Origin of the sequence: Vreelandella glaciei (assembly GCF_013415125.1) — a bacterium.
Taxonomy (GTDB): Bacteria; Pseudomonadota; Gammaproteobacteria; order Pseudomonadales; family Halomonadaceae; genus Vreelandella; species Vreelandella glaciei.
Window position 1 is genome coordinate 1 of record NZ_JACCDE010000002.1, and the last position, 13,131, is coordinate 13,131.

A 13,131-nucleotide genomic window follows, 5' to 3' on the forward strand; every position below is an offset into this window, starting at 1 on the left:
AAGCTAAACGATAGACCAAGAAAGCGGCTGGGATACCGAACCCCAGCCCAGGTGTTCTTAGGTGAATACTCAGGAGCGCTAGAAACCGCAGGTGCTGCACTTATTAGTTGAATTCAGGCTTGATGGCTTTGCTGGGTCTGGATCTACGGCTCATGCTGTAATAAATCTTAACAGAGCGGATCAAGGTTGCAGGAAGTATATTCTTTGCGATATAGGAGAGCACATCAAAAATGTGGCTGCTAATAGGATAAAAAAATTAGTTTATTCAAAGGATTGGAGCGAAGGCAAGCCACTAGGTGACAAAAGTGGCAATTTCAGTGGTATGTCACATTGCTTTGCTATCTATAGATTGGAGAGTTACGACGACACCCTCAACAATTTAAATTTGGTTGATAACCCGGAGCGCGATGCGCTGGTGGAGCAGGACTCTGAGCTACGCCACGACTATACGCTTAAGTACCTGCTGGATGTAGAAACTCGTGGTTCGGCTAGCCTGCTGAATACCGAGTGGTTTCGTGACCCTGAAAACTACATGCTGAAGGTGAAACAGCCCGGCAGTGATGAAAGTCGGAAAACCGCTGTGGATCTGGTCGAGACCTTTAACTGGCTGATTGGCCTGCATGTATCGCATTTGGACAAGCCGCGTACCTACGTGGCCCGCTTCGAGCGCGAGACTGACCCCGAGCTGCCGGAAGACCAGAACACGCGCCTGAAAGCTGTCAGCCTGCGTGAGAATGAAGATGGTGCGTATTGGATTCGCCAAGTGGAAGGTCATGTGCGCCGTATCCCGGGCAGCGACGAGGACTTGGCCAAGGTGCTAGTGGTATGGCGCAAGCTGACGGACGATGCGGAAAAAGATGCCGCTGTGCTAGAGGCGCTGCTCGAAAAATATAAGATCGGTACCACGGATAGCGAGTTCGACACCATATATATCAATGGCCCCCACGGCCTGAACTTGACGGGCAGCGCCCGCCACCGAGTGCATAGCCTGGAAGAAACCTTCCATGCGCGCATGTGGGAGGGGTGTGATGATGAAGGCTAAGGCTGCAACGCCGACGTGTTGGATCGTTGCTGGCCCCAATGGGGCTGGCAAGACCACCTTTGCCCTGCATTATTTGCCGCAGGTGGCTAAGTGTGCACGTTTTATCAATGCCGACTTAATTGCTGCCGGACTGTCGCCTTTAGCGCCTGAGCGTGAGCTGCTCTCTGCCAGCCGTATTTTTCTCAAGGAAATCGAGGACGCGATTAATGAAGGCGAAGACTTTGCTTTTGAGACAACGCTCTCCGGGCGGGGGTATCTCAGCCTGATAAAACGTCTGATGGATGCGGGGTGGCGGGTCGAACTCGTCTATTTGGCGCTGCCTTCGCCCGAGATGTCGCGTCTGCGTGTGGCTGAACGTGTTTCTCACGGTGGACACCATATTCCGCTGAAAGATATCCAGCGCCGCTTCCCCCGCAGCCTGAACAACCTATTGATGCTCTACGCGCCAAGCGTTACCCGTGCGCGCTGTTTTATGAACGCGGGAGGAGCCCCAGCGCCGGTTTTTGAGCAAGCGGGTGCGCAGCGCCAGGTGCTTGATGAGCGTTACTACACTTTACTCCTAAAGGAGTCTCAGCCATGACTCAGTTGACCCCCGATACTCACGAGATGCTAGAAAGCTTGCGCTCGGCTGTTGCTGAAACGCTCGAGCGTAAACGCCGCCTTGGTCAGTATGCTGTGGTCTGGGAGAACGATAGGCCAGTCCTCATAGGTGATGATGCGCCTACCCAACAGAGTGATGAGCAGAATCGACAGGATCGGGAGTCGCATTAATGGCAGGTAAGCCACGCCAAGCGAAAATCAGAGTACTCAGCGCCAAGAATGACTTTCTCAAAAAACTGGTGCTCAACCAGTGGGTGATGACCCGCTTTGGTATCGACCCGCTTGAGCAGTACCGTGACAAGGGCAGCCAAGTGCGCCCAGTCACGCTGCTGAATAAAAATCTCAAAGAGAGCCAACCAGGGTTAACAGGGGATCGACATCATCACTACCTACACGCATTGCTGGGTGGGTATCAGTCTAGCTGGCAATACAGCGAAGAAGATTTAAAGCGCTTTGATGCCAATATCGTCGAGCACACCGATGCGCTCAATCAGCAGCGTGAGGTGGAAGTCGAGTGGAAATATTTTCAGTGGTTAACGCTGCTATTCGTGGAAATTTACCTATTCGAATATTTCCGTGATCGAGAGGCGCTGAAAGAGGGCCTTAACGCCCAGGTAGATAGATTTAACGCTTTTTGGCAAGGGCAGGGGTACCAGACAGGCATTGGCCGATACCAGGACGAAGACCTGAATAAGCTTTGCCTACAAAATGCCACTGGTTCCGGTAAAACGCTGCTGATGCACACGAACGTGCGCCAGTTTCGCCACTATGCCCGTCAACACCAACGCATTGGCGACTACGGCCAGATTATCTTAATCACCCCCAATGAACGTCTCAGCGATCAGCATTTGCTCGAGTGCCGCGAGTCTAGCCTAGAGGCAGAACGTCTTAGCCAAGATGGAGGAGATCTGTTTAGTGGTGAGCGAAGATCACTCAGCCGCGTTGCCATTAGCGAAATCACCAAGCTCGGCATTGAGCAAGGCAAAAAGAAAATGGCCGTCGACAGCTTTGGTGACGGCAATTTGCTGCTGGTTGACGAAGGGCATCGTGGGTTGGGCTCTGCCAGTGAGGAGAAAGGCTGGCTTTCGCATCGTAACAAGCTGGCGGGTCGTGGCTTCACCTTTGAGTACTCGGCAACCTTTAAAGAAGCGGTAGTAGCCGCTGGAGATAATGGGGTTGAGGAGTCTTACGCCAAGAATATTCTTTTCGATTATGGGTACCGCTATTTCTATGAAGATGGCTACGGCAAAGATTACCGTATCTTCAATTTGCCCGAGAAGGAAACTCGGCAGCGTTACACCTACCTGACAGCGGCGCTATTGGCTTTTTACCAGCAGCAGCGATATTTCCGCGAAGAGCACCGAGAGCTAAGCCAGTGGAACCTTGCCGTGCCACTCTGGGTGTTCGTGGGTGCCAGCGTGGTAAAAGACGATGGCAGTAAAGAGAGCGCCAAAAATTACAATGAGCGTGCTTCCGATATCGCGCAGGTGTTGGGTTTTCTAGCGTGGTTTTTGGGCGAAAAAGAGCAAGCTAAGCAAGCGCTCAGTGCCGTATACCAAGGTGATGCAGCAAGTGCGGGCCTGATTGATAAGCAAGGCAATGAAATTTTCTCTGGAAGCTTTCCTTGGCTTAAAGAGCAGCAACTAACCGTAGAAGCTCTCTATCGGGATATTCTTACGCTTACTTTTCACGCAGCAGGAGGCGGTACGCTCAATGTTGACCGGATTACCGGTGATTCAGGCGAGCTGCTGCTAAAGGTTGGTGAGGCTGAAAAGCCCTTTGGTCTGATTAATGTGGGCGACGCCTTGGGCTTGGCCGAGCATCTGGAAAGCCACGATATCAAGCACCTACAGGTTCGTAAGTCTGAGTTGGCTAACCCTATTTTTGCTGAGGTTACTCGTGAGAGCTCGCCCGTCAATCTACTGATCGGCTCCAAGAAGTTTGTTGAAGGGTGGAATTGCTGGCGGGTTTCCAGCATGGGGCTGATGAATACCGGTAAGAAAGAGGGCTCGCAGATTATTCAGCTCTTCGGCCGTGGGGTACGCCTAAAGGGGCGTGACATGAGCCTGATGCGCTCAAGCCGACTTGATCCAATTCTTGCGCCCAAATACCTCTACTTGCTGGAAACGCTGAATGTGTTTGGCGTTGGCGCCGACTTTATGGCCACCTTCCGTGACTTTCTGGAAGACGAAGGTTTACCGGGAAACGATAACCCGGAAGTGCATACCCTCAAGCTCAATGTTATGGAAGACGTGGGTAAATCATTGAAGATGCTACGGCCTAAAGTGCGCCAGGATACCCGGCAGGCCTACAGCTTTCATCGTGATGGGCCATTGGTGCGTTTTGGGTATCCGGTTATTAGCGGTGATTTTCAAAGCCCGCTGGGCTTGACACCGGATATCGTTCTAAAGGAGCGCCGGGTTGAGCTAGATCGCTATCCCAAGGTAGATAGCATTCAAGCATCGGGTGTGAAAGAAGTTATGGCCAAGCCCGGATTGGCGAAGCAGCATGCACGCTATTTCGATGATGACCGGCTGCTGTTCCTGGATATGACAGCTTTGGCACGTGACTTGGAGCGTTACCGGCGTAATCGTGGGTACGCGAATGTGTTAATCGATGCTCATCGTTTGCCAGCGCTACTGAAAAGCCAACTTTGGTACAACTTGTTAGTACCCGATGACCAATGGAAACTCCATGCAGATAACTTTCAACGTTATCAGAGTATGGCGTTAGAGCTGCTATCGCTGCTGTTAGATCGTATCTTCAACTTTCACCGCCGTGCTTACCTAGAGCCACGTATGGAGCTGGTAGCACTTGAGGAAGCGAACGGTAATTTGCCGGCCACTAATGAGTATCAGTTAGTGGTGGATGGCAGTGAGTCGGCGCTGATCGACGATATCAAACAAATGAAGGCGGCGATTGAGCAGCAGCAAAAGGCGACTTATCGCTCATCCAAAGCAAACGGTGTCAGCGCCGTACAGATTGGTGCGCACCTCTATAATCCATTGCTACATCTAGGTAAGGATAGTCGGATTCGCGTTGAGCCTGTAGCTCTCAACGACAGTGAATTCCGTTTTGTGGAAGACCTCACAGCATGGCTTGAGAGAAACCAGCAGGCCATTGCTGAGCGGGGAGAGCAGGTGTATCTGCTCAGGAACTTGGTAAAGCAGGGTATAGGATTTTTTGAAGCAGGCGGCTTTTACCCTGATTTCATACTTTGGCATGTTAATCAGGATAGGCAGCGTATTGTCTTCGTCGACCCTCACGGCGTGCGACATACTGGGCCCAAAGATGAAAAGATTGAGTTCTCTGAACGCATCAAGGATGTCCAACGGCGGCTGAAGAATGAGCACGTGGAGCTTGAAAGCGTTATCTTAGCGCCGTCCAGTACAACAAGCGCGTGGGTTAACAGTCATTGGGGAATGACGGCAGAAGAGCTACGTGCCAAGCATGTGTTGTTTATGTCGGATTCGGACTATTTAGATAGACTTATGCAAATGGTCACTGCCACGGTAGTCCCCAGTTAGTTACGCTGCCCCTGCTCACTGCCATTCGAGACGCACTGCGTCTCGAAAGAAAAAATGGCTTGTGCTTGTACTGGCCGATGGCAAAGGAGACCCCATGCACACTCTTCGCCACCTCACCTTAACCCTGCTGCTCGCTGTGCTGTGTACATTCCAACTCAGCGCCCAGGCAAACGAAGCCACATGGCAAGCGCTGCAAGAAGGCAGCTTGGTAATTCTAATGCGCCACTCCCTAGCCCCAGGCATTGGCGACCCGCCGGGTTTTGAGCGGGGCCGCTGCGATACCCAGCGCAATCTTTCTGCGGCTGGCCGCTCTCAGGCGCAAGCCGCTGGACGTGCATTTCGTGAACGGGATATCCCCATTGCGGCAGTGTATTCATCGCGCTGGTGCCGGGCGCTAGATACCGCTGAACTGATGGCGCTGGGGCCTGTAGAGCCTACGCCCTGGTTAGATTCCTTCTTTCGCGGGCGCGGTGATCAAGCGCAAATCACCCAAACCGCCCAGCAGCAGATCGCCGCATGGAAAGGGCCGGGCAATTTGCTGCTGGTTACCCATCAGGTGAATATCACCGCGTTGGTTGGTAGCGGCGTAGGCTCTGGCGAGATGATTGTGGTGCGTCCCACGGATAATTCGTTTCAAGTAGTGGGGCGGTTAAACGTTAGCGGCCAATAATTTGCTTCCTATCCGCATCAGACTTTATAAAGTAAAAACCGATATAGGTTAGGAATCTTTTATGAAAGCCGTTGTTTTTGAGCAATTTTCCGCCCCACCACAGATTCAGCAACTGCCTGATCCTACCCCTGAGCCGCACGGCGTTGTGGTGAAAGTGATGGCTAATGGGGTTTGCCGAAGCGATTGGCATGGCTGGGTGGGGCATGATACCGATATCCAGCTTCCCCATGTGCCGGGCCATGAGCTGGCAGGCGTAGTCGAAGCCGTTGGTAAAGATGTAACGCAATGGCGCATTGGCGACCGTGTGACGGTGCCGTTCGTTGGTGGTTGCGGCACTTGCCCTGAGTGCCACTCCGGCAACCAACAGGTGTGCGATAGCCAGTTTCAGCCCGGTTTTACCCACTGGGGCTCCTTTGCTGAGTATGTGAGTATTCACTATGCCGATGTCAATTTAGTCGCGCTACCCGAGGCGCTCGATTTTGCGACGGCGGCCAGCTTGGGGTGTCGTTTCGTTACTTCATTTCGGGCTGTGGTCGATCAGGGCAAAACAGCGGCAGGGCAGTGGGTGGCCGTCCACGGCTGTGGCGGTGTTGGGCTTTCTGCTGTGATGATTGCCAATGCCATTGGCGCCAACGTTGTCGCTATCGATATTTCAGAAGAGGCGCTTAATCTGGCCCGTCAATTGGGCGCTACTGCCACCGTGAATGCTGCTAAGGTGCCCAATGTGGTGGAAGCGGTGGCGGAGATAACCCGAGGAGGCGCTCATGTATCGCTGGATGCGCTAGGCCACCCAACGACCTGCTTTAACTCCATCAGTAACCTACGTAAACGTGGCAAGCATGTTCAGGTCGGGCTGATGTTGGCTGAGAACAGCACGCCCGCCATTCCCATGAGTAAAGTCATTGCCCACGAGCTTGAAATACTGGGCAGTCATGGCATGCAGGCCCACCGTTATGACGCCATGCTGGCGATGATTCAATCTGGAAAGCTGGCGCCTGAGCAGCTTATCGGCAAACGCATCAATCTTGAGCAGTCCATTGATGCGCTGATGAACATGGATAAGTTCGAAGGGGCGGGTGTAACGGTGGTGACCGAGTTTTGAGGAAACCGCTGAGGCGTCTCATAACAATTTCCTTCAATGAAACGGGGCAAATTATTCGCTCCTCATATGGTGGTTGAGGTTTTACGCTGGGCGTATTGATAAGGAGTCAGCTATGCCATTAGATACTAACCAAACAGCACGCCGCGTGATCGCCCAGCACCCGGCCAAGCGCGATGATATCGGTGATTTAGTCACCCGGCGGCCATTGCCGGGACCGCAGCTTGAGCAGCTCGATCCGTTTCTTTTTCTAAACCATCACGGCCCGCAGACCTATCCGGCCAATAACCGTGGCCTGCCGTTTGGCCCGCACCCGCATCGCGGGTTTGAAACAGTCACTTTTATTTTAGAGGGCTCGCTGGCCCACGCGGATAGCGCCAAGCATCAAAGCGTAATCAACGCGGGCGGCGTGCAGTGGATGACCGCGGGTAGCGGTATTGTGCATGCGGAAATTTCGCCGCCGGAGTTTCTGCGCGAGGGCGGCCCGCTGGAAATTCTGCAGCTATGGGTCAACCTGCCATCCCGCTTGAAAATGAGCGAACCGCGCTATGTGGGGCTGCAGCAGGAATCAATCCCCGCTATTGCGCTGCCGGGCGGCGGTGAGCTGAACCTGATCGCCGGTGAGTGGCAGGGTAGCGTTGGCCCTATCGACTCGCTGACCGGTGTGTTTATGTCGACGCTACGGCTGCCTGCCGGTAGCCAGGAACAGTTGCCCGTGGCGCCAGGGCGGCAGGTGTTTCTCTACGTGGTGAGTGGGGAGGTTGAGGTGGGCGGTGAGCCAGTTCAGGCCCACCATTTAATTGAAGTCGATCGCGATGGCACCAGCCTCGACATCGAAGCCAGCAGCGACGCACGCTTGCTGTTTGGCCACGGCGAGGTGATCGAGGAGCCCGTCTACTCCCATGGCCCGTTCGTGATGACTACCCGCGAAGAGATTGTCCAAGCGGTCGAGGACTATCAGAACGGCAAATTTGGCGGGCTCGACGCATGATATGAGCGTCAGCAGCATCGACTGCGTTTGGCGTTCCAATCCTCTTCGGGCGGGCGCAAGCCATGGTTGCCGCGATAGTTAGGTGATGTCGGCGGCGACCAGCCCTCTAGCAGTGCGTCATCAAGCGCGTAGATTTCGATGCCGATAGGGTGGCAAGTGGCCAACAGGTCGTCATCGGTGGCGTCACTGCCCCATAGATCAACCGATAGATCGCCGCCTGGGCAGCAGGAGAGGGCACAAAGTAAGTCAATCTCGGCAAATAGCTCCAGGTAGTCGCCTTCTTTTGCTGGACAAGCCTTCATGAAGTACTGATCCTGTTCATTAAGGCCGGTGCATTGGAAGACGTTGAGCACATCGTGGACATCAAATTCGGTGAGTCCGAAGGGCGCCACGGCTCGGGTTAGGTTGGAGTGACAGTGGAAGTCGAAATCCTCACCGGTCAGCAAGTGATTCACATAGGGATCACAGCGCGTACCTAATAAATCGTGAACACGACCGCCATCCTCGTCGACACCGTAGTTCTCCAAGGTATCGGCGGTGATGGTCGCCATTGGCCGAAGATAGGGCAGTGAAGACCATAGCCGGTCGTGAACGCTGACATGCGCGCGCTGAAGCTGGCGCGTGCGTGATGCCCAGAAGCGTTCTCGTGGGTTGTGCAAAGACCACAGATTGAAATCTCCCACCTGAGGGCCTTGACGCGTACACAGGCGCATCACGTGACCGGCGGGTACTTTCCAGGCGCGGGCGTCACGAATTGGCACCTCTAGCGTTTCTATCAGCCTCCGCTGATCGGTTGCTTTGGCAATCCGGTTGTAAAAAGCCGGGTCAACGAAAAGAGGCGAGCCTGGTTTGGCGCGGTAGGCTGGAGCTCGGTTGGCCATTGTTAGTGACTCCTTGTAGATAACGGTAGGGATCACACTGGGTGTTCAGGTGAGCCATTCACTACAACGGCTCGCCGCGATAGTAGTGCCATAGAAACAGCGAACCCACGCTGCGCCAGGGTGCCCAGTGGTCTACCAACTGGCGCGCCTGCTTGGGCGTTGGCTTGTCGTCCATGCCTTTTAGGCGGCCCAGCGCCACCCGCAGGGCAAGATCATCCGCGGGGAAAATGTCCTGACGTTTCAGCGAAAACATTAGGTAGATCTCCGCGCTCCAACGGCCAAAGCCGCGTAGCTCGGTAATCGCAGCAATCGCTTCATCATCACTTAGATGCGCTAACCCGTCGGCGCTAAAAGTGCCTGCTAACTCCGCTTCCGCCAGCCCCTTGGCATACTCGATCTTACGCCAGGAGAGCCCCGCATCGCGCAGTGCTTGGCCCTCCACGTCCATTACTGCCTTGGCGTGCAGCACGGGCAGCAGCGTATTAACACGTCCCATGATGGCGCGGGCTGCTTCAGTGGATAGCTGTTGGCTGACGATAGTACTGAAAAAAGTTGCAAAGCCTTGGTCGCGCTGGCGTGGGCCAGGAGGCCCGACCAATGGGTAGGCGCGGGCAATATCTGGGTCGGCCTGAGCTAACGCTTGCATGGCTTGTTCAATGGTGTCGGGCGTCATCATTGCCTCACGCGTCTAGTAAAAGCTTCACACTAGCAAAGCGAGCGTAGAAGGGGGAACCTTGGCGGCTATCTACTCGATTATCTTCTTCGCCCGCTAACTTTTTGAACGCAGTATGTTTCTACTTTCGTCTAATCCTGCGATCATTTGCGCCATCGTGATACCAACTGTGCGGTATCCCAAGGAGATAAGCATGCAGGACTCGACAGCATCGTCGTCTCAAGGGCTGGCGCGCAACCCGCGCTTGGCCGAATTTGTGTTGGCGCTAGGTGGCTTTGGGATTGGCACCAGCGAGTTCGTTATTATGGGGTTGATGAACCGCGTAGCGGGTGATTTAGAGGTTACCGTGCCTCAAGTGGGTTATGCCATTAGCAGCTACGCCTTGGGTGTTGTGGTCGGCGCGCCGCTGATTTCAGCGCTGGCCGCGCGGGCGCCCAGGCGGATGCTGTTGATTATTCTGATGCTGGTGTTTGCCGTGGGTAATATCGCCAGTGCTATGGCGCCGGGTTTTTGGTCATTCGTCGGCCTGCGTTTTCTGGCGGGCTTACCCCATGGCGCCTATTTTGGCATCGCGGCGCTAGTGGCGGCGGGGGCGGTACCGGTTGACCAAAGGGCGCGGGCTATTTCTCGGGTAATGATGGGTTTAACCGTGGCGATTTTGATTGGCGCACCGCTAGGCACCTGGACGGGCAATCTGTTTGGCTGGCAGATCGCCTTTGCCGGCGTTGGGGGCATTGCGTTGCTTACCGCCGCGTTGATTCGCCTATATGTACCGGTGCAGCCCGTTGATGACCTCGCAAGCCCAGTACGTGAGCTAACAGCGCTGCTTAAGCAGCGCGTCTTGGTCACGCTGGCGCTTGCCTGCATCGGCTGCGGCGGCATGTTCGCCATTTTTAGCTATGTGATGCCGACGTTAACCCAGCAGGCGGGGATGAGCGAAGCGCTGGGGCCGTTGGTGCTGGTCATTTTTGGCCTGGGCTCCATTGCCGGCAACTTAATCGGCGGTCGCATGGCGGATAAAAACCTGATGCGTGCCATCCCGACTATTCTGCTCTGGTGTGGCGTGATCCAGGGGCTGTTTTACTTTGCGGCGAATAACGTTTGGACGGGGCTACTGTTTGTTGGTCTGGTGGGTACCAGCATGGCGCTGGCGCCTTCGCTACAAACCCGCTTAATGGATGTGGCAGAGGATGCCCAAACCATGGCGGCCTCCTTGAACCACGCGGCCTTTAACGGTGCTAATGCCTTAGGGGCGTGGCTTGCAGGCCTGGCGATCAGCGCTGGCTTTAGCTGGTCGAGCACGGGCTTGGTCGGCGCGGGATTGGCGCTCTGTGGCTTGGTGATTTTTGCCGCTGGGCGCTGGTTGGAAAAGCGCACCTACGGCGCCGTGGCTCAGCGAGCCTAGCGCTGCATCGCTATTGATCAGTTGCCTAGTTATCGAACAGTGATAATTAACATGGCTAAAAAATCGAATTCTCTCTACTGTGTAAGGGTAGTAACCCATAAGGAGATGACCATGCACGTTCAGGTATTGAATTCGACACGTATATTGACCCTCGGCGCGGTGGTGGCGTTAACCATTGGCTTGGCGGGCTGCGGTACCTCCACTGGCGAGCGCGCTACTAGCGGCGCGGGTGTCGGGGCTGCCATTGGCGCGGGTGCCGCAGCCGTCACCGGTGGTAGCGTCGTTCAAGGCGCCGTTATCGGCGGTGGCGTGGGTGCTGCCACCGGTGCCGCCACGGATGCAGATGACATCAATCTCGAATAAGTAATGGTTGATCTCTTAGCGACACAGCCTAAATCCGCGCATGCCCATATGAAAGTGATCCGCATGCGCGGCGTTGTAATCGGGCCCCAATACATTACCGAAGGTATGGCAGGCGCCATCCCGCGCAGCGCGTAAAAACTCACCTACCTCGCCTTCATCATCCCAGTCATTGATCAGCGTAATACGCTGGCCGTTGTCAAACTGAAATCCCACTACATCCAGCGCTTCGGCGGTGGCGTGTTCGCTGCGTCTGCCGGTTTCGCGGCCGTAAACGTTACGGCAGGCAAAGCTTCCCACATGGTTAACCTGGCTCACCCGGCTGCCTATAATCTTCTCGGCGGCAGGCTGTAACGCGTGGCGTTCATACATGACCCACGCCAGCGCCATCGGGCAGGACGCCACGAAGCTCCGATTAAACGTCACATCGCTTGACTGCATGCGCACGACGTTGGAAAGCGGGCAGCTTGCCGTGGGGGTGTAATCGGCCAGCGGTGTATAGTGCAGCTCGCCCTCGGGAGCGGTTTTCAGCGCCGCTAAACAGCCGGTACGGTCATCGGCCAAGCGGCTTAGCTTCAGTTGAGTGACCGGCGTAATGGGGTCGTCAATATGCAGCGGTGCCCAAGGCGCCCAGGGGCGGGGAATCTCAATAATGCCTTTTTGCAGGGCTACGCCCAGCGCAATCAGGCCTAAAATAAATAACGTACTGCGCATGCTCACCTCCCTGTATGTCACTACCAACGCTACAGTCGCAGCGATGGGTGTGCGATACTGCGCAGCCTTGCTGCTCTGCTGCAGTCACTTTACTAGCGTTTACTACGTTTTCCGCTGCTTATTTTCGCTAACTGAAGGGAAAGTACTTCATGTCCCAAGGTACGCTGTTTATCGTTTCTGCCCCGTCGGGTGCTGGCAAAACTAGCTTGGTGCGTGAGCTAATCGAAAGCCTGGATGGGATTCAAGTGTCGGTGTCGCACACTACGCGTGCCAAGCGCGAGGGTGAGGTGGATGGCGTGAATTACCATTTCACCAATGTGGCCGAGTTTGAAGCGATGATCGCGCGCGGCGAGTTCTTTGAGTATGCCAACGTCTTTGATAATTACTACGGTACTTCGCGGAAGGCGGTCGAGGTATTACTGGCAGCTGGGCAGGACGTTATTCTGGAGATCGATTGGCAGGGCGCCCAGCAAGTGCGTGAGCAAATGCCTGATGCGGTGTCGATTTTTATACTTCCCCCTTCACGCGAAGAGTTAGAGCGGCGCCTTGCTAGCCGCGGCACCGATGAGCATGCCGTGATTGCCCGGCGTATGCGCGATGCAATAAGCGAAATGTCCCATTACCACGAATATGATTACTTAGTAGTGAATGATGACTTCACGACGGCGCTGCAAGAGTTACAATCATTAGTCATCAGCCGACGTTTAAGCCGTCCGGTAATGTGTGAGCGCCATGCGCCACTGTTAGCTGCGCTCTTGTCACAGGCGCCTGCGGTCGAGTAATCTAACAGGTTCTACTACTTTCTATTGCGTTGCACTATTTTTGGTCGCACCATTTTTTCACTGGGTCGGCGCCGTTCTCTACGGTGTCGGCCCGGTTCCGTCATAACAGGAAGGCTCCCATGGCTCGCGTAACCGTTGAAGATTGTCTTGAAAATGTTGAAAACCGTTTCAAGCTGGTGATGATTTCCACCCAGCGCGCTCGCCAGCTGGCGCGTGGCTCCCGCGATGCGCTGCTGCCATGGGAAAATGACAAGCCCACGGTCATGGCGCTGCGTGAAATTGCCGCAGGCCTGGTGGATCACACGGTACTGGACGAGCCAGTTGAAGCCGCTGTGCGTCCGCGCCCAGCCATGGCGCCTACTCATATCGACGACTAACGTTGCAACG

At 54.9% G+C, this 13,131-nt stretch carries 14 protein-coding genes and 1 pseudogene; 12 read left to right on the forward strand and 3 right to left on the reverse strand.

Translation table 11 applies throughout. The features are described from left to right. The 8 genes and pseudogenes from HZS80_RS23330 to HZS80_RS01275 all read left to right on the forward strand — a co-directional run. Positions 1-111, forward strand: a pseudogene (locus HZS80_RS23330) (IS30 family transposase); the annotation flags it as partial. A 211-nt stretch (positions 112-322) separates the two neighbouring features. After that, a complete protein-coding gene (locus tag HZS80_RS01245; protein ID WP_179914906.1) occupies positions 323-1,042 on the forward strand; it encodes a hypothetical protein in 720 nt (239 codons plus the stop codon). Then, entirely contained in the window at positions 1,029-1,622 is a 594-nt protein-coding gene (locus tag HZS80_RS01250) for an ATPase (protein WP_246361645.1), read from the forward strand. Before HZS80_RS01245 ends, HZS80_RS01250 begins: the two co-directional genes overlap by 14 nt. After that, complete coding sequence (locus HZS80_RS01255; protein ID WP_179914907.1) at positions 1,619-1,813, forward strand: hypothetical protein; 195 nt, start codon at positions 1,619-1,621, stop codon at positions 1,811-1,813. The genes HZS80_RS01250 and HZS80_RS01255 overlap by 4 nt, the downstream gene beginning before the upstream one ends. Further along, positions 1,813-5,169, forward strand: a complete 3,357-nt coding sequence (locus tag HZS80_RS01260) for a DEAD/DEAH box helicase family protein (RefSeq protein WP_179914908.1) — start codon at positions 1,813-1,815, stop codon at positions 5,167-5,169. The genes HZS80_RS01255 and HZS80_RS01260 overlap by 1 nt, the downstream gene beginning before the upstream one ends. A 94-nt stretch (positions 5,170-5,263) precedes the next feature. Continuing rightward, entirely contained in the window at positions 5,264-5,839 is a 576-nt protein-coding gene (locus HZS80_RS01265) for a histidine phosphatase family protein (RefSeq protein WP_179914909.1), read from the forward strand. A gap of 61 nt (positions 5,840-5,900) precedes the next feature. Further along, complete coding sequence (locus tag HZS80_RS01270; RefSeq protein ID WP_179914910.1) at positions 5,901-6,941, forward strand: zinc-dependent alcohol dehydrogenase family protein; 1,041 nt, start codon at positions 5,901-5,903, stop codon at positions 6,939-6,941. A 112-nt stretch (positions 6,942-7,053) separates the two neighbouring features. Next, positions 7,054-7,929: a pirin family protein gene (locus HZS80_RS01275; RefSeq protein WP_179914911.1), complete on the forward strand. Its 876-nt coding sequence runs from the start codon at positions 7,054-7,056 to the stop codon at positions 7,927-7,929. Between the two features lie 8 nt (positions 7,930-7,937). Here HZS80_RS01275 and HZS80_RS01280 read toward each other — a convergent pair whose 3' ends face one another. After that, positions 7,938-8,810, reverse strand: coding sequence for an urea carboxylase-associated family protein (locus HZS80_RS01280; RefSeq protein WP_035556211.1), 873 nt, complete (start codon positions 8,808-8,810; stop codon positions 7,938-7,940). Positions 8,811-8,871: 61 nt separating this feature from the next. Next, entirely contained in the window at positions 8,872-9,483 is a 612-nt protein-coding gene (locus HZS80_RS01285; protein ID WP_179915069.1) for a DNA-3-methyladenine glycosylase family protein, read from the reverse strand. Between the two features lie 193 nt (positions 9,484-9,676). On the opposite strand from HZS80_RS01285, the gene HZS80_RS01290 reads away from it, so the two are divergent. Together HZS80_RS01290 and HZS80_RS01295 are read left to right on the forward strand one after the other, a co-directional pair. Beyond that, the gene (locus HZS80_RS01290; RefSeq protein ID WP_179914912.1) at positions 9,677-10,888 is read left to right on the forward strand and encodes an MFS transporter; all 1,212 of its coding nucleotides are present in this window, start codon (positions 9,677-9,679) and stop codon (positions 10,886-10,888) included. 111 nt (positions 10,889-10,999) lie between these two features. Continuing rightward, complete coding sequence (locus HZS80_RS01295) at positions 11,000-11,251, forward strand: hypothetical protein (protein WP_035556206.1); 252 nt, start codon at positions 11,000-11,002, stop codon at positions 11,249-11,251. A gap of 15 nt (positions 11,252-11,266) precedes the next feature. Here HZS80_RS01295 and HZS80_RS01300 read toward each other — a convergent pair whose 3' ends face one another. Further along, the gene (locus HZS80_RS01300; RefSeq protein ID WP_179914913.1) at positions 11,267-11,962 is read right to left on the reverse strand and encodes an extensin-like domain-containing protein; all 696 of its coding nucleotides are present in this window, start codon (positions 11,960-11,962) and stop codon (positions 11,267-11,269) included. 149 nt (positions 11,963-12,111) lie between these two features. Between HZS80_RS01300 and gmk the strand changes: the two genes are divergently transcribed. Beyond that, positions 12,112-12,744, forward strand: a complete 633-nt coding sequence (gene gmk, locus HZS80_RS01305) for a guanylate kinase (protein WP_179914914.1) — start codon at positions 12,112-12,114, stop codon at positions 12,742-12,744. Positions 12,745-12,863: 119 nt separating this feature from the next. Next, a complete protein-coding gene (rpoZ, locus tag HZS80_RS01310) occupies positions 12,864-13,121 on the forward strand; it encodes a DNA-directed RNA polymerase subunit omega (RefSeq protein WP_007112267.1) in 258 nt (85 codons plus the stop codon). Positions 13,122-13,131: the final 10 nt, after the last annotated feature.

Excerpts from the sequence above, each read along its gene's own strand:
- HZS80_RS01260 (WP_179914908.1), top strand. The coding sequence starts at position 1,813 with ATGGCAGGTAAGCCACGCCAAGCGAAAATCAGAGTACTCAGCGCCAAG.
- rpoZ (WP_007112267.1), top strand. The coding sequence starts at position 12,864 with ATGGCTCGCGTAACCGTTGAAGATTGTCTTGAAAATGTTGAAAACCGT.
- gmk (WP_179914914.1), top strand. The coding sequence starts at position 12,112 with ATGTCCCAAGGTACGCTGTTTATCGTTTCTGCCCCGTCGGGTGCTGGC.
- HZS80_RS01290 (WP_179914912.1), top strand. The coding sequence starts at position 9,677 with ATGCAGGACTCGACAGCATCGTCGTCTCAAGGGCTGGCGCGCAACCCG.
- HZS80_RS01270 (WP_179914910.1), top strand. The coding sequence starts at position 5,901 with ATGAAAGCCGTTGTTTTTGAGCAATTTTCCGCCCCACCACAGATTCAG.
- HZS80_RS01250 (WP_246361645.1), top strand. The coding sequence starts at position 1,029 with ATGATGAAGGCTAAGGCTGCAACGCCGACGTGTTGGATCGTTGCTGGC.
- HZS80_RS01245 (WP_179914906.1), top strand. The coding sequence starts at position 323 with ATGTCACATTGCTTTGCTATCTATAGATTGGAGAGTTACGACGACACC.
- HZS80_RS01300 (WP_179914913.1), bottom strand. The coding sequence starts at position 11,962 with ATGCGCAGTACGTTATTTATTTTAGGCCTGATTGCGCTGGGCGTAGCC.
- HZS80_RS01285 (WP_179915069.1), bottom strand. The coding sequence starts at position 9,483 with ATGACGCCCGACACCATTGAACAAGCCATGCAAGCGTTAGCTCAGGCC.
- HZS80_RS01295 (WP_035556206.1), top strand. The coding sequence starts at position 11,000 with ATGCACGTTCAGGTATTGAATTCGACACGTATATTGACCCTCGGCGCG.
- HZS80_RS01280 (WP_035556211.1), bottom strand. The coding sequence starts at position 8,810 with ATGGCCAACCGAGCTCCAGCCTACCGCGCCAAACCAGGCTCGCCTCTT.
- HZS80_RS01275 (WP_179914911.1), top strand. The coding sequence starts at position 7,054 with ATGCCATTAGATACTAACCAAACAGCACGCCGCGTGATCGCCCAGCAC.
- HZS80_RS01255 (WP_179914907.1), top strand. The coding sequence starts at position 1,619 with ATGACTCAGTTGACCCCCGATACTCACGAGATGCTAGAAAGCTTGCGC.
- HZS80_RS01265 (WP_179914909.1), top strand. The coding sequence starts at position 5,264 with ATGCACACTCTTCGCCACCTCACCTTAACCCTGCTGCTCGCTGTGCTG.